Source organism: Paraburkholderia sp. 40 (genome assembly GCF_050434105.1).
Taxonomy (GTDB): Bacteria; Pseudomonadota; Gammaproteobacteria; order Burkholderiales; family Burkholderiaceae; genus Paraburkholderia; species Paraburkholderia tuberum.
The window spans coordinates 152,965-173,080 of sequence record NZ_JBNPVY010000002.1 but is presented as its reverse complement, the minus strand read 5'-3'; the positions used below and the strand labels follow the sequence as shown (position 1 = coordinate 173,080).

Sequence of the window (20,116 nt, the reverse complement as noted above, 5' to 3'; positions counted from 1 at the left end):
GTGGAACTTTGAGCCGCGCTGCGCCTCTGCAAAAAAGTGCGGCTTGCTTCGGTACATTCGGCGTAGCTCGCGACACAGCGCCTATGCTTAAGGGCAGCCACGCCGCCGCAACACGACGACCGCAAAATCGGGCGGCGCAACGCAGCATCTTTCGGAGCGAGCCATGCAGCTAGGCATGATTGGATTGGGACGAATGGGCGCCGACATGGTGCGGCGCCTGACCAGGGGAGCTCAGCAGTGCATCGTCTACGACGTGCAGCCGGCGGCGGTCGACAGGCTGAAGCAGGAAGGCGTGACCGGCGCGAGCTCGCTCGAAGACCTCGTCGCGAAGCTCGACAAGCCGCGCGCCGTGTGGCTGATGGTGCCCGCCGCCGTGGTCGACGCGACGCTCGACAAGCTCGTGCCGCTGCTCGAGCCGGGCGATGTCGTGATCGACGGCGGCAACTCCTACTACCACGACGACATCCGCCGCGGCCAGCAACTCGGCGCGCGCCAGCTTCACTACGTGGACGTCGGCACGAGCGGCGGCGTCGCGGGGCGCGAGCGCGGCTACTGCCTGATGATCGGCGGCGAGGCTGAGGTCGTCAAACGGCTCGAACCGATCTTCTCGACGTTGGCGCCCGGCGTGGGCACGCAGAGCGCGACACCGGGCCGCGCGGCGGGCGCGAGCACCGCTGGGCAGGGCTTTCTGCATTGCGGCCCGCAAGGCGCGGGGCATTTCGTCAAGATGGTTCATAACGGCATCGAGTATGGGCTGATGGCCGCCTACGCCGAGGGTCTGAACGTGCTGCGCCACGCCGACGCCGGCCGGCACGCGCGCGAGGCCGATGCGGAGACGTCGCCGCTGCGCCGTCCCGAGCTGTATCAGTACGATCTGAATCTCGCGGATATCGCCGAGGTCTGGCGGCGCGGCAGCGTGATCGGCTCGTGGCTGCTCGACCTGATCGCCGGCTCGCTTGCCACCGACACCGAACTGAAAGGATATGCGGGCCGCGTATCGGATTCGGGCGAGGGGCGCTGGACCGTCGCGGCGGCCATCGACGAAGGTGTGCCGACACCGGTGCTCAGCGCGGCGCTGTTCGCGCGCTTCAGTTCACGCGGAGAAGCCGATTTCGCGAATCGCGTGCTGTCGGCGATGCGGCACGATTTCGGCGGCCACGCGGAAAAACCTGTCGCGCCGGACGGCGGGCTGAAGTAGCCGAGGCCATCCACGCGTCCGCTATCACGCCGATCCGCCGAACCGTCCCGCCGAACTTGCCACAAGGAACCCCGATGCCAGTCACCTCCATCACGCCGCACGACGTCGTGTTTCTGTTCGATTGCGACAACACGCTGCTCGACAACGATCACGTGCTGCAGGATCTGCGCGCGCACATGATGGGCCAGTTCGGCGAAGAGAACAGTGCGCGCTATTGGGAAATCTTCGAAAACCTGCGCACCGAACTCGGTTACGCCGACTACCTCGGCGCGCTGCAGCGTTACCGGACCGAGCATCCACGCGACACGCGCCTGCTGTTGATGTCGTCGTTCCTGATCGAGTATCCGTTTGCGAACCGGCTCTATCCGGGTGCGCTCGACGCGCTGCGGCATCTCGGCAAGCACGGGCCGACGGTGATCCTGTCGGATGGCGACGTCGTGTTCCAGCCGCGCAAGATTTCGCGCTCGGGCCTGTGGGACGAAGTCGACGGGCGCGTGCTGATCTACATCCACAAGGAGTTGATGCTCGACCAGGTGATGGAATGCTATCCGGCGCGCCATTACGTGATGGTCGACGACAAGCTGCGAATTCTGAGCGCGATGAAGAAGGCCTGGGGCGCGGAGCTGACCACCGTGTTTCCGCGCCAGGGACACTATGCGTTCGATGCGAAGGAGATCGCGAACAATCCGCCCGCGGACGTGACGGTCGGGCGGATCGGCGAGTTGGCGGAGATCGACGTGGAAACGCTGTTGCGTAGCGCGAAGGGCAACTAGGCGGCGCCGCGCGCGGTGTGCGGGCGCCGTTTCATGGGTGAAATCGCGGGCTCACGCGCCCAGCGCTTTCAGGCGCGCCTGGGTATCGGCCGCGCCCATCCGTGCGGCGGCATCGGCCGCGCTGACGCCGTTCGCGTCGCGCGCATGCGGGTCCGCGCCGTGCGCAAGCAGCAGATCGACGATCGCGGTGCGGTTGAACATCGCCGCGATCATCAGCGCGGTACGGCCATCGGGCGATACGCCTTCGACGTCGGCGCCATGCGCGAGCAAGGTTTCGATCACCTTGTCGAAGCCCTTGAACGCGGCGCCCGCGATTGGCGTCTGGCCCGCGTCGTTGCGCAGGTTCGCATCGGCGCCCCGGTCGAGCAGCGTGCGCACCGCGTCGACGTGGCCGTGGTAGCTCGCGAGCATTAGCAGGCTGTCGCCGCGCTCGTTGCGCAAATTCGGCGGCACGCCTTTTTCGATGACGGCCGCGAGCATCGTCGCGTCGCCGCGCCGCGCGAGGTCGAAGACTTCGCGCGCGAGCGCCTGCAATTCGGGATCGGGTTGCGATGCGTGCGGGTTGTCGGTGTGGTCGGTCAAGGCACTCTCCTTTCGACGAATGAGCGGCGTGTTGCCAATGCCGCGCCCGGTCTTTCAGCGAGCATACACATTCCGTGGCGCCCGCGTTCGCGTGCTGGCAGCCGCGCCGCTGTGCTAGACGTGGCCGAACAGCTTGACCAGCAGCCCGAATATGCCGATCGGTATGGCGACCGCCAGGCATGTGAACACGAGCGTAAGGACCAGGACCACGAGCACTTTGAGCGCACTGGGAGATGTCGACATGGCGGCCATTGACCTGAGACGGAAAATCACGAAAAGAAAGCAGACAGCGCAGGGAGTTGCAGCGCGAATGCCACATTCAGCGCGACATACTGGGAGGGGTAGAAAGCATCCGCCCCCGTATGAGCAGCTTAGTACATTCGACTCGCACCGCCCGGCTTCGTTTCGAGTGCGCCGCATCATCCGCCAACCAGCCTGACAGTTCTTTTCGAGGAGTGACGCCATGGCCGAAGCAACCTCGCATCCCACCCCACCGCAAGTTCTGGACCCCGATACGCTGCGCAACCTCGATCGCTACTGGCGCGCATGCAATTACCTGTCGGTCGGCATGATCTATCTGCGCGACAACCCGTTGCTGCGCAAACCGCTGAAGGCCGAGCACATCAAGAACCGGCTGCTCGGCCACTGGGGCTCCGACGCCGGCCAGAGCTTCGTGCTCGTGCATCTGAACCGGCTGATCCGCAAACACGATCTCGACGTGATCTTTCTGTCCGGCCCCGGTCACGGCGCCCCCGCGAGCCTCGCGCACTGCTACCTGGAAGGCCACTACTCGGAAATTTATCCGGACCGCAGCGAGGACGAAGCCGGTATGCGGCGCTTTTTCCGGCAATTCTCGTTCCCGGGCGGCATCGGCTCGCATTGCACGCCCGAAACGCCGGGCTCGATTCACGAAGGGGGCGAACTCGGCTACAGCCTGTCGCACGGCTACGGCGCCGCGTTCGACAACCCCGAGCTGATCGTCACCGTGATGATCGGCGACGGCGAAGCGGAAACCGGCCCGCTCGCCACGTCTTGGCATTCGAACAAATTCCTGAACCCGATCCGCGACGGCGCGGTGCTGCCGGTGCTGCATCTGAACGGCTACAAGATCGCCAACCCGACGCTGCTCGCGCGCATTCCGCGTGAGGAACTCGAAGCATTGATGGTCGGCTACGGGCACAAGCCGTATTTCGTCGAAGGCGACGATCCCGACACGATGCATCAGCAGATGGCCGCGACGCTCGAACAATGCATCGGCGAAATTCGCGCGATCCAGCAGCATGCGCGGCAGAACAACGACACGACGCGGCCGCGCTGGCCGATGATCGTGCTGCGCTCGCCGAAGGGCTGGACCGGGCCGAAGGAAGTCGACGGTCACAAGGTGGAAGGCTCGTGGCGCTCGCATCAGGTGCCGGTGGCCGATGCGGTGAGCAATCGCAAGAGTCTGCAGATCGTCGAGGATTGGCTGCGCAGCTACGGCCCCGAAACGCTGTTCGATGCGAACGGCCGGCTCGTCGAAGAACTGCGCGCGCTCGCGCCCGAGGGCGCGCGCCGCATCAGCGCGAATCCGCACGCGAACGGCGGGCTGTTGTGCAAGATGCTCGACATGCCGCCGTTCCGCGACTACGCGGTGGCCGTAAAGAAGCCGGCGGCGGCGTACACGTCGCCGACCGCGGTGCTCGGCACGTTCCTGCGCGACGTGATGCGCAACAACATGTCGAACTTCCGGCTGTTCGGTCCCGACGAAACTTCGAGCAACAAGCTGCACGCGGTCTATGAAGCGTCGGGCAAGACCTGGCTCGCCGCGCTCGAACCGGGCGACGCCGACGGCGGCGAACTGTCGCCCGATGGCCGCGTGATGGAAATGCTCAGCGAGCACACGCTCGAAGGCTGGTTGGAAGGCTATGCGCTGACCGGCCGTCACGGACTCTTCGCGACCTACGAAGCATTCGTGCACGTGATCGACTCGATGTTCAACCAGCACGCGAAGTGGCTCGAAAAAGCCAAGCGCGAGCTCGGCTGGCGGCAGCCGGTGCCGTCGCTCAATCTGCTGATCACGTCGATCGTGTGGCGCCAGGATCACAACGGTTTCACGCACCAGGACCCCGGTTTTCTCGACGTGGTCACGAACAAGAGCCCGGACGTCGTGCGCATCTATCTGCCGCCCGACGCGAACTGTCTGCTGAGCGTCGCCGATCACTGCCTGCGCTCGCGCGACTACGTGAACGTGATCGTGTCCGACAAGCAGCCGCACCTGGACTATCTCGACATGGACGCGGCCGTCACGCATTGCACCAAGGGCATCGGCATCTGGGACTGGGCGTCGACCGATCAGGGCGTCGAGCCCGACGTCGTGATCGCGTGCGCGGGCGACATCGCGACGATGGAAGCGCTCGCCGCCGTGCAGATCCTGAAGGAGCGCTGCCCGACGCTGAAGATCCGCTTCGTCAACGTGGTCGATCTGTTCCGCCTGATGCCCGAGCATGCGCATCCGCATGGACTGTCCGACCGCGATTTCGATTCACTGTTTACGACCAGCAAGCCGGTGATCTTCAACTTCCACTCGTATGCGGCGCTCGTGCACAAGCTCACGTACAACCGTCAGAATCACGGAAACATGCACGTGCATGGCTATAACGAGAAGGGCAACATCAATACCCCGCTCGAACTCGCGATCATCAACGGCGTCGACCGCTTCACGCTGGCGATCGATGCGATCGATCGCGTGCCGTCGCTGCGCGGCGTCGGTGATCATACGAAGGAGTGGCTGCGCGGGCAGATCATCGAGCATCTCGCGTATGCGCACGAGGAAGGGATCGACAAGGAGGAAATCCGCAACTGGACGTGGAAAGGCTGAGCGAGGAGGCGCCATGCACGACCACGATCAGGAACGGACGATCCTCGTGCTGAACAGCGGGTCGTCATCGCTGAAGTTCGGGCTGTTCGCCCACTCGGCCAACGACGAAACACTGCTGCTCGAAGGCGCGGCCGAGGGCATCGGCCGCGACGACGGCCGCCTGCGGATCAGAGCGGCCGATGGTCGCGTGCTTTTGCAGCAGGAGCACTTGCTCCAATCGCAGACCGAGGCGTTGCAGGCGCTCTCGCAGGTGCTCGTGCAACAGCATCATGCGCGGCCCTCGGCGGTGGGGCATCGCGTCGTGCATGGCGGTCCGCATCTGCGCACGCACCAGCTCATCACCGACGCCGTGCGCCGTCAGTTGCGCGACGCGCTGCACTTCGCGCCGCTGCATATCCCGCCGGCACTCGCGCTCATCGATGAAGCCACGCAGATCTTCGGCGACGCGCCGCACTATGCGTGCTTCGACACCGCGTTTCACGCGACGCTGCCGCCGCGTGCGGCGCAGCTCGCGTTACCGGGCCGTTACGCGGACGCAGGTGTGATCCGCTATGGCTTTCATGGACTGTCGTACGAATCGCTGGTCATGCAGCTCGGCGCGGCGTTGCCGTCGCGAGCGGTGTTCGCGCATCTCGGCAATGGGGCGAGCCTGTGCGCGCTACTCGACGGCCGCTCGGTCGATACGTCGATGGGCCTGACGCCGACCGGCGGCATCCCGATGGGCACGCGCTGCGGTGACCTCGATCCGGGCGTGCTGCTGTATCTGCTGCGCGCGGAACGGCTCGACGCCGATGCGCTGGAAGCGCTGCTCAATCGCCGCAGCGGGCTGGCCGGTTACGCGGACGGCGAAAGCGACATGCAAGTGCTCGAAAAACGCGCGGCGGCCGGCGACGCGCGGGCGTCGCTCGCGCTCGATGCCTTTGCGACCGCGGTGCGCAAGACGATCGGCGGGTACGCGGCACTGCTTGGCGGCATCGAACTGCTCGTGTTTACCGGCGGGATCGGCGAGCACAGCGCCGAGGTTCGGCGGCGCGTATGCGATGGGCTTGCGTTTCTTGGGCTCGTCGAAAACGATCCGGCGGGCAAGGTGAGGGTGTTGCACACCGAGGAGGAAAGGCAGATCGCGCGGCATTGCCGGCAACTGCTGCAAGCGGGCGGAAGTTGACCCGCCTGACTGAGGTCAGCCCTTGCGGACGACGGTCCGGTCCGCGACTGAGGTGACGCCGAACAGACGCGTGACGTCTTCGAGCATCGCGGCGCGCTGTGCTTCGCGCTGAAGCTCGCCCGACAGCGTGATGCGCCCCCGCGCGACCTTCACGCGCACGGCGCGCGGCGGCACGGCCGAATCCCACGCGAGACGGCGCGCCGCTTCGGCGGCGATCTGCGCGTCGGTCAGGCGGGCAGATTCGCTCGCTCTCGAGCTTGTGGACCGCATGGCGTCTCCGCGAAACAGAATGTCGATCAACTCACACTAGCAGATGTGGCGGGTTTTGCCGGCGTGCGCGCTTCGCCGCTGCCGACGCTGCCGCCGCTGGATCGCGGGTATGCTCACGATTCGTTCCGACCCAGGCAAGGCCCGATTCATGTCCGACTTTCCCATCGACAACCCGTTTCTCGAATCGCTCGGCGTGCGTCTGACCCAATGGCGCGACGGCTATGCCGAGCTGTTGATGCCGATCGACGCGAGCAAGCTCAATCGTCAGGGTGTGCTGCAAGGCGGCGCGATCGCGACGCTGCTCGATGCGGCCGCGGGCTACGCGGGCCTCTATGCGCCACCGGGACAGCCGGCGCGGCATGGCTTCACGCTGTCGCTGACCACGAACTATCTGGACAAGGGGCTCGGCGCGACGGTCACCGCGAAGGGCTTTCTCGAACGCGCGGGCCGCTCGATTTTCTTTTCGCGCTCGGAAGCGTGGGTGGACGGCAAGCTGCTGATCGCGAGCGCGCAGGGCACGTTCAAGTATTCGAAGACGGCCTGACGCGCGGCAACGCCGGCAGCGCGGATTCGCTCGCCGCGCCGGGCTCGCCACGTTTATCATAGTGCCCACCTGACAGAACGCGCCGTCCAGCCGCGAACGGCGCGCGCATCTTCCACGAGACCTCGCAATCCCATGAATTCTCCTCCCGACGCTCCTTCCCGACCCTCGCTGCGCGCGCTGACCGCGCTCGAAGGACGTGTTCTCGGCGTGCTCGTCGAAAAACAGCACACGGTACCCGACAGTTATCCGTTGTCGCTGAACGCGCTGACGCTCGGCTGCAATCAGAAGACCGGCCGCGCGCCGGTGATGAGCGCGACCGAGGCCGAGGTGCTGACCGCCGTCGACGGCCTGAAACGCCTGAGCCTCGTGTTCGAGGGCAGCAGCAGCCGCGTGCCGCGCTTCGAGCACAACATGAACCGCGTGCTCGGGCTGCCGGGACAGTCGATCGCGCTGCTGACCACGCTGCTGCTGCGCGGCGCGCAAACGGCCGCCGAATTGCGCCTGAATAGCGCGCGCCTGCATGGCTTCGCCGATATTTCGTCGGTCGAGGCGTTCCTCGACGAGCTGGCCGCGAACGATCCGCCTCGCGTCGTCCGGCTGCCGCGCATGGCGGGCGAGCGTGAGATTCGCTGGATGCATCTGTTGTGCGGCGAGGTCAGCATCACCGAAGCCGCGCAGTCCGCGCTCGCCGAGGACGACAGCGTGCCGCTGTCGGCATTCGAGGCGCTGAAGGCCGAGCAGAAGCGTCTCGCCGATGAAGTCAGCCGTCTGCAGGCCGTCGTGCGGCGCATGGCGACCGAGCTGGGTATTAGCGCGGACGATCTGTGATCTGAAACGGAAACGAAGGCGAAGGCGAAAGCGAAGGCGAAAACGCGCCCGGCCGCCTGTTTCACGCATCACGCCGACGCGGCCCGTCCGCCAGCAACGTGCGCTGCGTGCGATAGAAGATCCGCGGCGGCACGTTCGGCGAGTCTTCGGCGAGACGGTCGAGTTCGGTACGGATCCCGGTGAGGTAGTGCGCTTCGCGCGCATCGGCGTCGCCGGCAAACACCGCTTCGAGCCGCCGACGCACCGCGCCATAGCGCGCACCGGCCGCGCGATGCTTCTCGGCACGCTCCGCATAGCGCAGGAACGTCTGCAACGCGGCCGACATCGCCGCCGCCACGCTGACGAGCCCAACGACTATCCGCATCTCGATCGACACCGGCGGCGCGCTCAACGACGCGAACACCGCCGTGCCGACGAACGCGGTCAGCGCGGTCACGAGCCAGCCCATGCGGCGCTCGCGCGCCGACAGCAGATCCGCCATGTCGTAATGGCTCATCTGCGATTCGCGCGCGCGGCGAATCCATTTCAACAGCAGCTCGGTTTCGTCGACGGGCGGCTCGTAGGCGGGCAGGGTCGTCATCGCTCAGCGTTCGGCACGCGCATCAATCGTAGGAAAACGAGCTGCCGAACTTCTCGATCCGTTCCAGCGCCATGCCCGAGCCGCGTACGACGCAGGTCAGCGGCGCCTCTGCAACGAACACCGGCAGGCCGGTTTCCTCGGCGAGCAGACGGTCGAGATCGCGCAGCAGCGCGCCGCCACCGGCGAGCGTGATGCCGCGCTCGGCGATGTCCGCGCCGAGTTCCGGTGGCGTCTGTTCCAGTGCGATCTTCACCGACGACACGATCTGATTCAGCGGATCGGTCAGCGCTTCGAGGATTTCGTTGCTCGACACCGTGAAGCTGCGCGGAATGCCCTCGGACATGTTGCGGCCTTTGACTTCCATCTCCATGACCTCGGAGCCCGGAAACGCGGAGCCGATTTCCTTCTTGATCGCCTCGGCGGTCTGCTCGCCGATCAGCATGCCGTAGTTGCGGCGGATGTAGTTGACGATGGCGTCGTCGAACTTGTCGCCGCCGACGCGCACCGAGCCTTTGTACACAATGCCGCCGAGCGAGATCACGCCCACCTCGGTGGTGCCGCCGCCGATATCGACGACCATCGAACCGGTTGCATCCGACACCGGCAGGCCGGCGCCCGTCGCCGCGGCCATCGGTTCCTCGATCAGATAGACCTGAGAGGCGCCCGCGCTATGCGCGGCCTCCTTGATCGCGCGGCGCTCGACCTGGGTCGAACCACACGGCACGCAGATGATGATGCGCGGCGATGGCGCAAACAGCCGCGACTCGTGCGCCATCTGGATGAAGCGCTTGATCATTTGCTGGGTGATGTTGAAATCGGCGATCACGCCGTCTTTCATCGGGCGGATCGCCTCGATGTTGCCCGGTACCTTGCCGAGCATCTGCTTCGCTTCGCGGCCCACGGCGAGGATGATCTTCTTGCCGTTCGGCCCGCCTTCCTGGCGGATCGACACGACCGACGGCTCGTCGAGAACGATGCCCTTACCGCGCATGTAGATCAGCGTGTTCGACGTACCGAGGTCGATTGCCAGGTCGTTGGAAAAGTAGCCGCGCAGAAAGCCGAACATGCGTATTCCTGTCTTTGCGAAGGCGTGCGCGTGAGCGCCGCCGGGAGCTTGTCGGGGTCTGCCGCTTGCACGCGGCGGGCGGCCAGAGCGGCCGCGCGACAGCAAGAATAGCAGTTTATCGACGGGCGCGGCCGCACTATCGTCCGCTATCTGCCGCTCGGCGGCCCCAGCCGCGCCGCGATCGTGCGGCATGCCGCAAGCAACGGCTCGATGTAAGTGGCTTGCACATCGTCGCGACGGCGGAAGGTCGGCATGCTGATGCTCACGCAGCCGGCCGCGCGGCCGTCCGGGCCGCGAATTGCGGCGCCGTAGCAGCAGATCGATACTTCGTTCTCCTCGCGGTCTTCCGCGTAGCCGCGCTGCTCGGTCGCGTCGAGCTCGCGGCGCACGGCGTCGAGGTCGGTCAGCGTGTGCTCGGTGAAACGCTCCAGCGGCGCGTTCTTCAGCAGCGCCTCGCGCTCGGCCACGCTGAGTGTCGCCAGATACGCCTTGCCGACCGAACTCGACGTCAGCGACACGCGCGTGCCGATGCGCGATGCCATGCGCACCGCGTGCGGGCTTTCGAGCTTTTCGATGTAGACCATCTCGCCCTGGCTGGGCACCGCGAGGTGGATCGTCTCCGATGTGAAGTCGCGCAACGCCATCAACGCATCGACGGCCGCGAGCCGCAGATCCGAGCGCTCCCAGCTATGGCTCGCAAGGTTGATCAGGCGCGGTCCGAGGCCGAAGGTGTTGCCGCTGCCGCTCGCGACGATCATCCCTTCAGCCTGCAAAGCCGCTACGATGCGATGGACGGTCGGGCGTGGATAGCCGCTCGCCGCGCTCAGCTTCGCGACGTTGGGCGGCGTTGGCGCATCGGCGATCAGTTGCAGCACCGCGATGAACTTCGAGAACGCGGCGGTGCCGGCGACGGCCTTGGAGTCGGCTTTGTTGTCGGCGTGCCCGACAGCATCATGGCCGGTGGCGCCAGCGTGGGAACGGGGTTTGGAAGCGGAACTCGACATCACACAGAGGCAGGGCAGAGCAGGGGTACGCAATTATGCCTTTATCGATGGCGTCGAACGACGGCGGCGCCGCTTCACGCGCCGACTCGATCACGCGACGAGATATCCGCCGTCGACCGGCACGATTGCGCCCGTCATGAACGACGCCGCCGGCGAGCACAGGAACACCGCGACCTGCGCGACTTCTTCCGGCGTGCCCCAGCGATGCAGCGGCGTTCGTTCCAGAATCGCCAGCGAGCGGCCATCGTCGTCCTGCAACGCCTGTGTGAGCGGCGTTGCGATCCAGCCCGGCGCAACCGCATTGACGCGAATGCCGTCCGTCGGCGGCATAGGCGATCGCGAGCGACTTCGTTAGCTGCGCCACCGCGCCCTTGCTCGCGCTATAAGCGGGCACGAGACCGCCGCCGAAAAAACTCAGCATCGACGCCGTATTGACGATGCAGCCCGCCGACGCCTTCAACGAGTCGCGCGCGGCGGCGCACACGCGCATCGTGCCGTTGAGATTGATATCCATCACGCGTTCGAACACGTCTAGCCGATGTTCTTCGACGCGGCTGATCACGCCGGCGCAGTTGACCACGATGTCGAGACGATCGAACGCGTTCACCGCGGCCGTTACGGCGTTGCCCGAGCGGACATCCAGCGTGACGCGCGCAATCTCGCGATTGAGCGTATCGGGCGTGCCTTCGGGCAGCGGCAAACCAGCCGCCACCGTGTGCGCGCCAAGCTGCGCGAGCGTGTTGGCGATCGCCGCGCCGATACCGGACAAGCCGCCGGTCACGAGCGCGGTCTTGCCTTCGAGAAGCTGGTTCTGGAATGTCATGGGAGAAGCCGCCTCAGGTGGGTTGGGTCTCGATCGAGCTCGCGAGCGGCGCGGGCGCCACTTCCTGGACGACGAACAGATAGACGAGCGCCGCCGCGAACGCGACGGCCGCGCTGATCAGCAGCGCGTTGACGAACGAATGCGTCCGATCGACGACGATGCCGGTGATCACCGGCGCGAACGAGCCGCCCAGATAACCACCGAAGTTCTGCATGCTGCCGAGCGACGCCACCAGATGTCGCGGCGCGGCGACGCTGACGAGCGCCCATGCGCTGCCGCTCGACAGGTTCACGAACAGCATCGCGAGCGACACGTAGACGATCGCGAGCGTCGTGCTCGGTGTGTAGGCGGCCGGCACCGTGAATGCGGCCGCGCCGACGAGACCGACGCACAGCGGCCACTTGCGGCTGCGGATCGGCGCCATGCCGCGCTTCAACAGATAGTCGGCGATCACGCCGCTGCTCGCCATGCCGATCGTGCCGAACACATACGGAATCGCGACGAGCCAGCCGGTATGCGCGATGCTCAGATGACGCTCACGCTCCAGATAGCCGGGCAGCCACGTCAGATAGAGCCACACCATGTAGATCACGCCCATGAAGCCGAAGATCATGCCCCACGTGTTGCGCAGCTTGAACAGCGCGCCCCATTCGGACCAGCTGAGGCCCTGCGGATTCTCCTGGCCGGTCGCACCTTCGTTCAGATGCGCGGTTTCTTCTTCGGTCAGCGCGATTTCGCTGCGATTGCGATAGACGAGGTACCACGCGAGCGCGACGACAATGCCGGCCACGCCCATGATGACGAACATCGTTCGCCATCCGAAGGAAAGCATCAGCACCGTGAGCAGCGGCGGTGCGATCATCGGCGCAATGGTGGATGACGAGATGAAGGTGCCGATCGGCGTGCCGCGCTCGCGTACCGCGAACCATTCGCTGACGACTTTCGCGCCGGCCGGAAACAGCGGCGCCTCGGCGATGCCGAGCACGACGCGCGCCGTGAGGAAGTGATTGAGCGTCTGGATGAAGCCGCCCGCGACCTGGGCGATCGACCACACGAGCATGCCGAGGCCGAGCATCACGCGCGATCCGAAACGGTCGAGCAGCGCGCCAACCGGCAACTGCGCGAACGCATACGACAACGAGAACGCGGACAGCAGCAGCCCCATCTGCGAAGCGGACAGATGCAATTCCTCGCTGACCAGATGATTCGCGATCGACAGCGTGCTGCGATCGAGATAATTGACGATGCCCGCCACCGTCAGGAAGACGACGGCGACCACCTGGATACGTTTCAGACGCTGCGACTTCTGAAGCATGTTTGTCTCCTGCGCAATGGGTTCTGCTGCGTGGGAATGGTGTTTGCGTGCCTGTCGGTATTGCGGTGTCCTGGCTGTTGGTTCTGTTGGGGGCTTGCGCGGCCTTTTACCGGACGAACTGGTCGACGTAGTCTTCGCCGAGGCCCACCGCCGCGTAGTGCTTGCGGCACATGTCGATCTTCGTGAATACGTCTTCGTAACCGGTGTAGTTCCCGTACGGATCGCAATAGAACATCACGCCGTTGACCTGGAAGTACGTGATCATTTCCTCGACGTCCTCGGGCACATACAACGTATGCGTTTCTCCCGGCGGCTCGTACACGTAGCTGCCTTCGGTCGCGACCCAGTCATGCTCGAGATAACGCCAGCGGCCCTTGAGCACCATGCCGTGCACAGCCTGCGGATGACGATGCCGACTCAACACGCCCGAGCGGCGTACGCGCAGCAGATTCATCCAGTATCCCTGCGACGCATTCAGGCACAGTGGGCGGAACGACACGTTTTCTGCCTGCGGGACCCACACGCGTTCGTCGGTCGGAATCGCGAAGGGCACGACGATTTCCTTTTGCGCTTCCTTCGGGAACGGTAGCTGGTACGGCGTCAGGTCGGATTGATCGGCCTCTGGCATGGGAAATTCCTCACGAAGTGTGCAGAAAAAAGCAATGTCCATATTGTGGATAAAGAGTCCACAATATGGTTATTATCGGAACCGCTTTGGGCGGGGTCAATCCTGGGGAAATTACTGGTCAGGCACGATAAAGCGACGCCGCACTCGTTCTCGAATCGCGCGAAAGATGCACGTGTTGCTATCTCATAAAAGCCGCACGACACGCAAAAAGCGCCTAAAACAAGGCCTGCGCGCGCATTCTGATCGAACACCATCTTTAAGTCTGCTTTAAGTGGAGGCCACTACATTACGCATCCACCACGTAACCCTCCGCAACACTCCCTGACTATGACCACCAAAAACTATTGGCGCGGTAGCGCCGCGATCTGCGCCGTCCTCGCAATCGGCGGCGCGTATGCGCTGAGCCATCGCAATGCCGATGCGTCGGTGAACGACGCGCAGGGCTCGACGTCGTCGCTGCACGCGGCGGCGGATATCGTCGGCTCGCGCTCGTCGGCACCGGACTTCTCCAGCATCGTGACGCGCTATGGCCCGGCGGTCGTGCATATCGGCGTGAAAGAAGCCGCGTCGGTCGACGAGAACGGTCAACGCAAGAGCGGCGGCGAAGCGCTCGGCTCGGGCTTCATCATCAGCCAGGACGGGTACATCCTGACCAACAATCACGTTGTCGACGGCGCGACCAGCGTGACCGTGAAGCTCACCGACGGCCGCGAATTTCACGCGCGCGTGATCGGCAAGGACAAGGCCACCGACGTCGCCGTCGTCAAGATCGACGCGACCAATCTGCCGACCGTGAAGATCGGCAACCCGGACAGCAGCAAGGTCGGCGAATGGGTCGTGGCGATCGGCTCGCCGTACGGCTTCGACAGCACGGTGACCTCGGGCATCATCAGCGCGAAATCGCGCTCGTTCTCCGACGATAGCCCGATCCCGTTCATCCAGACCGACGTGCCGGTCAACCCGGGCAACTCGGGCGGTCCGCTGTTCAACCTGAACGGCGAAGTGATCGGCATCAACTCGATGATCTACTCGCGCACCGGCGGCTTCCAGGGACTGTCGTTCGCCATCCCGATCGACGCTGCGATGCACGTGAAGGACCAGCTCGTGAGTACCGGTCACGTAAGCCGCGGCCGCATCGGCGTGGGCGTGCAGCCGCTCAGCGCCGACAAGGCCAAGGCGCTCGGCCTCGACTCGACGGGCGGCGCACTGGTCGGCTCGGTCGATCCGAATGGTCCCGCGCACGCAGCCGGTCTGCGCCAGGGCGACGTGATCGTCGGCGTGAACGGCAAGCATATTGGTAACACTACCGAATTGATCGGTCAGGTCGCGCAACTGTCGCCGGGCAGCAAAGCGACGATCAGCGTGTGGCGCAACGGCGGCGAAAGCAGGCTGGCGGTGACGGTGGGCGCGCAGCAAGCGTCGGACATGGCGTCGGCCGCGCCACGCGAAGAGCAGCAGGAGCAACCGCAGCAGCAAAACCGTCCGCGTCTCGGCGTCGCCGTGCGTGCGCTGACCCAGGACGAACAGCAGCAAGCGCAGCTGCCGGGCGGCGTGGTGGTGCAGCAGGCCACCGGTCCGGCCGCCGAAGCCGGCATTCAGGCGGGCGACATCATCGTTGCCGTCGACGGCAAGGTGATTCACGGCGTCGAGCAACTGCGCCGCATGATCGCTCAGGCGGACGAAAGCGTGTCTGTCACCGTGGTGCGCGATGGTGAACAAGCATCGGTCGACGTAACGCTTGGCTGATGAGTAGAACCCGCCGGTGCAATGCCGGCGGCGGGCACGATGCGCTGCTGTGGCGCGCGTGCCTCAGTTGGACGGGTGGACCCCCTTAGCGTGAGACGTGCTTTGCGTGACGTTCCGCGGCTCGTCGGGCCCGCCCCCCAATGCGACGTAAAGCGACACCCCGTTCTGCAAAGCCGTCGCCCGAAGCTGGATCAGCTGCTGCTCGGCGGCAAACTGATTGCGTCGCGCATCCACCACCTCGAGATAGATCGAGATCCCGTTTTCGTAGCGCAGCTCCGCCGTTTCGGCGAGTTGCCGCTGCGCCTGCACCGCCTGTTCCTGCGCCGCGATCTGTTCCTTGTAGCGTTGTCGCGCGACCAATGCGTCGGACACTTCACGAAACGCGTTCTGCACCGTGCGCTGATAATCGGCGACCAGTTCGTCGCGTCGCGCGCGCGCCTGCGATAGTTGCGCCTGGCGCTGTCCCGCATCGAAGATCGGCATGCCGACCAGCGCTCCGAACGACCACGCCTGCTTGGCCGGCACGAACAGATCGCCGAGTTCGGGCGACACATATCCGAAGCTACCCGTCAGCGCGATGCGTGGAAAAAAGTCCGCGCGAGCGGCGCCGATGTCGGCATTGGCTGCGCGCAGCTGCTGCTCGGCCTGCTGGATGTCCGGCCGGTCGATCAGCAGTGCGGAGGGCAGGCCGGCATCGAGCTCGCGGAACTGCGCGGCGTCGGCGATAGGCGGCGCCGGCGGTAGCGACCCGCTGAGCGGCCCGCCGATCAGTACCTCGAGCAGATGGCGCTGCTGCGCGGTGGTCCGTTGCAGCTCGGCCAGCTGAGTCTGCGCCTGCGTAACCAGAATGGCGGCCTGGTCGTAATCGACCATCGACGTGACGCCCGCGTCGAGCCGCATCTTCGCGACTTCCAGCGCGTAGCGCCGACTGTCGAGCGTCTGTTGTGCAAGCTCGATGCCTTCCTCGCCCGAGCGGATCGCGTAGTAGTTCGACGCGACATTGCCGATCAGCGACAAACGGAACGCGTGCTGCGCGTCGACGGTGGCCAGATATCGACGCCGCGCGGCTTCGCTGGTGTTGCGCACGCGCCCCCAGAAGTCGAGTTCGAACGACGTCACTGCGGCCTGCACGTTGTACTGGTTGAACTGGACCGAGATGTCCGTGTTGTCGAACTCGGGATCGATCGAACCGAGCGGCGCCTTGGTGCGGGTCGCACCCGCGTTCGCATTGACCTGCGGCAAACGCGCGGCGTTCTGGATGCGATAAAACGCGCGCGCCTGCTCGATGCGCGCGATCGACGCGGCGAGATCGCGGTTGTGCTCGAGCGCCGCCTCGATCAGCAGCTTCAGTTGCGGATCGGCGAAGAAGGTCTGCCAGTCGACTTCGCTTGCCAGATGCGCGGTGGCCGGATTGGCGGTCTCCGTCGTGTCGAAACGATCGGCGATCGGCAATTGGGGCTGCTGATAGTTCGGCGCAAAGTTGCAGGCGGCGAGCGAGCAGCAGAAGAGGGGCAGCACCAGGCGCACATGAAGGCATTTAGGCATCGCGCTGCCCTCCACCCGAATCGGGCGGCATGGCCGTCGGCAGATCGTCATCGTCGAGATCGATGCTGCGTTTCTTGCGGCTCAGCCAGCGTCGCGCGGCGACATAGAACAGCGGCGTAAAGAAGATGCCGAACAACGTCGCGGTCAGCATGCTGCCCATCACGCCGGTGCCGACCGCGCGGCGGCTCGCCGCGCCCGCGCCGGTCGCGAGCACGAGCGGCAGCATGCCCAACACGAACGTGACGCTCGTCATCAGAATCGGGCGCAGACGCTGCTGTGCGCCGCTTTTGGCGGCGGCTAGCGCGTCCCTTCCTTCGGATTCCTCCTTGATCGCAAATTCGACGATGAGGATGGCGTTCTTCGCGGCAAGGCCGATGATCGTCACGAGGCCGATGTTGAAATACACGTCCGCGGACAGTCCACGCAGCATCGTCAACAGTACCGCGCCGATCACGCCGAACGGGATGATCAGCAACACCGCGACCGGAATCGCCCAGCTCTCGTACAGCGCCGCGAGCAACAGGAACACGACCACGAGCGACAGCCCGAGCAGCATGCCGATCTGGCCGCTCGCCTGTTTTTCCTCGAGCGCGGTGCCGGTCCATTCGTAACTCAGGTTGCCGGTCAACACGTGCGACGCGATGCGCTCCATCTCGGCGATCGCCGCGCCGCTCGAGCGGCCGGGCGCGGCCTGACCCGACAGCGTCGCGGACGGAAAGCCGTTATAGCGTTCGATCTGCTGCGGTCCGGAAATCCAGCGCACACGCGTGAACGCCGAGAACGGCACCATCTCGCCGCGGTTATTGCGCAAGCGCAGCGAAGTCACGTCCTCGGCACGCATGCGTTGCTCGGCGTCCGCCTGCAACAGCACGCGCAGCACGTTGCCCTCGAACACGAAGTCGTTCACGTAGTTCGCACCGAACGTCAGCGCAAGCGCCTGGTTCACCTGACCGATTTGCAGGCCTAATGCGCGCGCCTTCACGCGGTCGATCTCGACATACAGTTGCGGCGCTTCCGGCATGCCCTCGGCGCGCACGCCCGCGAGAAGGGGGCTTTGCGACGCCTCGATCATCATCCGCCGCGCGGCCTGTTGCAGCGCTTCGCCGCCGACGCCGCTGCGATCCTGGATCTTCATCGTGAAGCCGGTCGCGTTGCCGAGCGACGGAATCGGCGGTGGGTCGAGCGCAAAAATGATCGCCTCGGGAATCTGCCGAAACGCCGCATTCGCGCGACGCACCAGCGCGCTCGCCGAATTGGCCTCGCCCGAGCGCTCGTCCCACGGCTTCAGATCGACGAACGACAGTGCCGCCGATTGCCCCTGGCCAAAGAAGCTGAAGCCCGTCACGGACGCGACGTTGCGCACTTGCGGCTGGGTTCGCAGAAACGCCTCGACCTGGTCGATCGCGCGCTGCGTGCGCTGGTCGGTCGAACCCGGCGGGCCGGTATACGTAATGAAGATATGCCCCTGGTCCTCGGTCGGCAGAAAGCCGGTCGGCAGCCGCGTGAAGAAAAACACGGTGATCGCGCAGGCCGCGACGAACACCAGCAGCCAGCGCAGCGGCGAGCGCAGCATCGCATCGACGCCGCCGATATAGCGCGTGGTGCCCGCATCGAGCCCGCGATTGAAGCCGTCGAACACGCGATGCAGCATTCGTGACGCCGGGTTCTTCGGCCGCTCCCTGGCGGCCGCCTCGCTACGCAACATCGCCGCGCACAACGCCGCGCCGAGTGTCAGCGCCAACATCGTCGACAGCAGGATCGACACCGCGAGCGTGACCGAAAACTGCCGGTAGATGCCGCCCGTCGAGCCCGGAAAAAACGCCATCGGAATGAACACCGCGACGAGCACCAGCGTACTCGCGATCGCCGCGCCCGATATCTGCCCGATCGCCTTCACCGTTGCGCGCGGCGCGCCGAGCCCTTCCTCGCGCATGATGCGCGCGACGTTTTCGACGACGACGATCGCGTCGTCGTTGAGGATACCGATCGCGACCACCATGCCGAACAGCGACAGAATGTTGATCGACAGCCCGAACAGATAGAGCCCCGCGCACGTGCCGATCAACGCGATCGGCACCACGATCGTCGGGATCACGGTCGCGCGCCAGTCCTGCAGGAACAGGAACACCACGACCGTCACGAGCAACAGCGCCTCGACCATCGTGCGGATCACGCCCTGCACCGAGGTCGTGATGAACGGCGTGGTGTCGAACGGCACGGTCCACGCGACGCCGCGCGGGAAGATCGGCTGCAATTCGGCCATGCGCTGGCGCACCGCGTTGGCGACTGCGAGCGCGTTCGCCCCGCTCGCGAGCTGGATCGCGATCCCGGCCGACGCCTTGCCGTTGACGGTCAGGCGGTTGCCGTAGCTGTCGTTGCCGAGCTCGACGCGCGCGACGTCGCCCACCCGCACGGTCGAGCCATCCGGATTCGCGTGCACGATGATTTCGCGGAACTGCTCGGGCGTCGTGAAGCGGCTTTGCGTGACGATCTGCGCGGTGAACTCGGAGCCCGGCGCGATCGGCTGATCGCCGAGGCTGCCGCCCGCGGTCTGGCTGTTCTGCTCCTGGATCGCCTGCAACACCTCGCTGGCCGACAGCCCAAAGCCCGCGAGCTTGCGCGGATCGAGCCAGATCCGCATCGCGTACGACGAGCCGAACAGCTGCACGTCGCCGACGCCGTCGATACGGCGCAGCTCGTTGACGATGTTGTTCGACGCGAAGTTGCCCATCGCGACGGCGTCGGTGGTGCCGTCGGTCGCCTGCAGCGCAAGCAGCATCAGAAAGCCCGACGACGCCTTCGTCACGCTCAAGCCGATCTGACGGACTTCGAGCGGCAGGCGCGGTTCGACGCGGCTCAGACGGTCCTGCACCTGAGTGCGCGCGATGTCGAGATTGGTGCCGGGCTTTAGCACCACGGTGATCTGCATCGTGCCGTTCGAGCGGCTCACCGACGACATGTACAGGAAATTCTCGATGCCGTTCATCTCGTCTTCGACGATCGACGTGACGGTACGCTCGAGCGTGCTCGCGTCCGCGCCGCTGAAGACCGCGCTGATGGTGAGCGACGGCGGAGCGACGTCGGGGTACTGCTCGACCGGCAGCAGCGCGAGCGCGATCGCGCCGAACAGCACGATGAAGAGGGCGATGACCCACGCGAAGACCGGCCGGGCGACGAAGAATCGATTCATCG

17 protein-coding genes and 1 pseudogene are annotated in these 20,116 nt (G+C 65.4%); 7 read left to right on the top strand and 11 right to left on the bottom strand.

Features of this window, described 5'->3' with window-relative positions:
* Positions 1 to 163 precede the first annotated feature (163 nt).
* Both gnd and OKW28_RS02040 read left to right on the top strand, forming a co-directional pair.
* On the top strand, positions 164 to 1,198 hold the full coding sequence (gene gnd, locus OKW28_RS02045) for a phosphogluconate dehydrogenase (NAD(+)-dependent, decarboxylating) (RefSeq protein ID WP_429443526.1): 1,035 nt from the start codon (positions 164 to 166) through the stop codon (positions 1,196 to 1,198).
* 74 nt (positions 1,199 to 1,272) lie between these two features.
* On the top strand, positions 1,273 to 1,971 hold the full coding sequence (locus OKW28_RS02040) for an HAD family hydrolase (protein WP_429443524.1): 699 nt from the start codon (positions 1,273 to 1,275) through the stop codon (positions 1,969 to 1,971).
* Positions 1,972 to 2,022: 51 nt separating this feature from the next.
* On the opposite strand, the gene OKW28_RS02035 is transcribed toward OKW28_RS02040, so the two are convergent.
* A complete protein-coding gene (locus OKW28_RS02035; protein ID WP_429443521.1) occupies positions 2,023 to 2,553 on the bottom strand; it encodes an ankyrin repeat domain-containing protein in 531 nt (176 codons plus the stop codon).
* 114 nt (positions 2,554 to 2,667) lie between these two features.
* Positions 2,668 to 2,796 (bottom strand): hypothetical protein, encoded by a 129-nt coding sequence (locus OKW28_RS02030; protein WP_429443519.1) that lies wholly within the window; start codon positions 2,794 to 2,796, stop codon positions 2,668 to 2,670.
* A gap of 220 nt (positions 2,797 to 3,016) precedes the next feature.
* Here OKW28_RS02030 and OKW28_RS02025 point away from each other — a divergent pair, with 220 nt between their 5' ends.
* Together OKW28_RS02025 and OKW28_RS02020 are read left to right on the top strand one after the other, a co-directional pair.
* The gene (locus OKW28_RS02025) at positions 3,017 to 5,410 is read left to right on the top strand and encodes a phosphoketolase family protein (RefSeq protein WP_429353742.1); all 2,394 of its coding nucleotides are present in this window, start codon (positions 3,017 to 3,019) and stop codon (positions 5,408 to 5,410) included.
* Positions 5,411 to 5,423: 13 nt separating this feature from the next.
* Positions 5,424 to 6,575, top strand: a complete 1,152-nt coding sequence (locus tag OKW28_RS02020) for an acetate/propionate family kinase (RefSeq protein ID WP_429443516.1) — start codon at positions 5,424 to 5,426, stop codon at positions 6,573 to 6,575.
* A 15-nt stretch (positions 6,576 to 6,590) separates the two neighbouring features.
* Here OKW28_RS02020 and OKW28_RS02015 read toward each other — a convergent pair whose 3' ends face one another.
* Positions 6,591 to 6,845 carry a BON domain-containing protein gene (locus OKW28_RS02015; RefSeq protein WP_429290387.1) on the bottom strand — a complete coding sequence of 85 codons (255 nt, stop codon included), beginning with the start codon at positions 6,843 to 6,845 and terminating at the stop codon, positions 6,591 to 6,593.
* Positions 6,846 to 6,993: 148 nt separating this feature from the next.
* Between OKW28_RS02015 and OKW28_RS02010 the strand changes: the two genes are divergently transcribed.
* Positions 6,994 to 7,389: a PaaI family thioesterase gene (locus tag OKW28_RS02010; protein ID WP_026226643.1), complete on the top strand. Its 396-nt coding sequence runs from the start codon at positions 6,994 to 6,996 to the stop codon at positions 7,387 to 7,389.
* A 132-nt stretch (positions 7,390 to 7,521) separates the two neighbouring features.
* Complete coding sequence (locus OKW28_RS02005) at positions 7,522 to 8,217, top strand: YceH family protein (RefSeq protein WP_429443513.1); 696 nt, start codon at positions 7,522 to 7,524, stop codon at positions 8,215 to 8,217.
* Between the two features lie 61 nt (positions 8,218 to 8,278).
* On the opposite strand, the gene OKW28_RS02000 is transcribed toward OKW28_RS02005, so the two are convergent.
* The 6 genes and pseudogenes from OKW28_RS02000 to OKW28_RS01975 all read right to left on the bottom strand — a co-directional run bounded on the left by OKW28_RS02000 (position 8,279) and on the right by OKW28_RS01975 (position 13,633).
* On the bottom strand, positions 8,279 to 8,797 hold the full coding sequence (locus OKW28_RS02000) for an SLATT domain-containing protein (protein WP_429443511.1): 519 nt from the start codon (positions 8,795 to 8,797) through the stop codon (positions 8,279 to 8,281).
* Positions 8,798 to 8,819: 22 nt separating this feature from the next.
* Positions 8,820 to 9,863, bottom strand: coding sequence for a rod shape-determining protein (locus tag OKW28_RS01995; RefSeq protein ID WP_013091688.1), 1,044 nt, complete (start codon positions 9,861 to 9,863; stop codon positions 8,820 to 8,822).
* A gap of 146 nt (positions 9,864 to 10,009) precedes the next feature.
* Positions 10,010 to 10,867 (bottom strand): IclR family transcriptional regulator, encoded by an 858-nt coding sequence (locus tag OKW28_RS01990; protein WP_429443509.1) that lies wholly within the window; start codon positions 10,865 to 10,867, stop codon positions 10,010 to 10,012.
* A gap of 90 nt (positions 10,868 to 10,957) precedes the next feature.
* Positions 10,958 to 11,690: pseudogene (locus OKW28_RS01985) on the bottom strand (SDR family NAD(P)-dependent oxidoreductase).
* A 13-nt stretch (positions 11,691 to 11,703) separates the two neighbouring features.
* Complete coding sequence (locus OKW28_RS01980) at positions 11,704 to 13,005, bottom strand: MFS transporter (RefSeq protein ID WP_429353748.1); 1,302 nt, start codon at positions 13,003 to 13,005, stop codon at positions 11,704 to 11,706.
* 106 nt (positions 13,006 to 13,111) lie between these two features.
* A complete protein-coding gene (locus tag OKW28_RS01975) occupies positions 13,112 to 13,633 on the bottom strand; it encodes a 2,4'-dihydroxyacetophenone dioxygenase family protein (protein ID WP_429443507.1) in 522 nt (173 codons plus the stop codon).
* 327 nt (positions 13,634 to 13,960) lie between these two features.
* Here OKW28_RS01975 and OKW28_RS01970 point away from each other — a divergent pair, with 327 nt between their 5' ends.
* Positions 13,961 to 15,379 carry a trypsin-like peptidase domain-containing protein gene (locus OKW28_RS01970; RefSeq protein ID WP_429443505.1) on the top strand — a complete coding sequence of 473 codons (1,419 nt, stop codon included), beginning with the start codon at positions 13,961 to 13,963 and terminating at the stop codon, positions 15,377 to 15,379.
* 63 nt (positions 15,380 to 15,442) lie between these two features.
* Here OKW28_RS01970 and OKW28_RS01965 read toward each other — a convergent pair whose 3' ends face one another.
* On the bottom strand, positions 15,443 to 16,924 hold the full coding sequence (locus tag OKW28_RS01965) for an efflux transporter outer membrane subunit (RefSeq protein ID WP_429443503.1): 1,482 nt from the start codon (positions 16,922 to 16,924) through the stop codon (positions 15,443 to 15,445).
* Complete coding sequence (locus OKW28_RS01960) at positions 16,917 to 20,114, bottom strand: multidrug efflux RND transporter permease subunit (RefSeq protein ID WP_429443501.1); 3,198 nt, start codon at positions 20,112 to 20,114, stop codon at positions 16,917 to 16,919. The genes OKW28_RS01965 and OKW28_RS01960 overlap by 8 nt, the downstream gene beginning before the upstream one ends.
* Between the last annotated feature and the right edge of the window lie 2 nt (positions 20,115 to 20,116).

Coding starts and splice junctions, on each gene's coding strand:
- OKW28_RS02015 (WP_429290387.1), bottom strand. CDS start 6,845: ATGCGGTCCACAAGCTCGAGAGCGAGCGAATCTGCCCGCCTGACCGAC.
- OKW28_RS02020 (WP_429443516.1), top strand. CDS start 5,424: ATGCACGACCACGATCAGGAACGGACGATCCTCGTGCTGAACAGCGGG.
- OKW28_RS01995 (WP_013091688.1), bottom strand. CDS start 9,863: ATGTTCGGCTTTCTGCGCGGCTACTTTTCCAACGACCTGGCAATCGAC.
- OKW28_RS02025 (WP_429353742.1), top strand. CDS start 3,017: ATGGCCGAAGCAACCTCGCATCCCACCCCACCGCAAGTTCTGGACCCC.
- OKW28_RS02030 (WP_429443519.1), bottom strand. CDS start 2,796: ATGTCGACATCTCCCAGTGCGCTCAAAGTGCTCGTGGTCCTGGTCCTT.
- OKW28_RS01975 (WP_429443507.1), bottom strand. CDS start 13,633: ATGCCAGAGGCCGATCAATCCGACCTGACGCCGTACCAGCTACCGTTC.
- OKW28_RS01980 (WP_429353748.1), bottom strand. CDS start 13,005: ATGCTTCAGAAGTCGCAGCGTCTGAAACGTATCCAGGTGGTCGCCGTC.
- OKW28_RS02005 (WP_429443513.1), top strand. CDS start 7,522: ATGAATTCTCCTCCCGACGCTCCTTCCCGACCCTCGCTGCGCGCGCTG.
- OKW28_RS02010 (WP_026226643.1), top strand. CDS start 6,994: ATGTCCGACTTTCCCATCGACAACCCGTTTCTCGAATCGCTCGGCGTG.
- gnd (WP_429443526.1), top strand. CDS start 164: ATGCAGCTAGGCATGATTGGATTGGGACGAATGGGCGCCGACATGGTG.
- OKW28_RS01990 (WP_429443509.1), bottom strand. CDS start 10,867: ATGTCGAGTTCCGCTTCCAAACCCCGTTCCCACGCTGGCGCCACCGGC.
- OKW28_RS02000 (WP_429443511.1), bottom strand. CDS start 8,797: ATGACGACCCTGCCCGCCTACGAGCCGCCCGTCGACGAAACCGAGCTG.
- OKW28_RS01970 (WP_429443505.1), top strand. CDS start 13,961: ATGACCACCAAAAACTATTGGCGCGGTAGCGCCGCGATCTGCGCCGTC.
- OKW28_RS01960 (WP_429443501.1), bottom strand. CDS start 20,114: ATGAATCGATTCTTCGTCGCCCGGCCGGTCTTCGCGTGGGTCATCGCC.
- OKW28_RS01965 (WP_429443503.1), bottom strand. CDS start 16,924: ATGCCTAAATGCCTTCATGTGCGCCTGGTGCTGCCCCTCTTCTGCTGC.
- OKW28_RS02040 (WP_429443524.1), top strand. CDS start 1,273: ATGCCAGTCACCTCCATCACGCCGCACGACGTCGTGTTTCTGTTCGAT.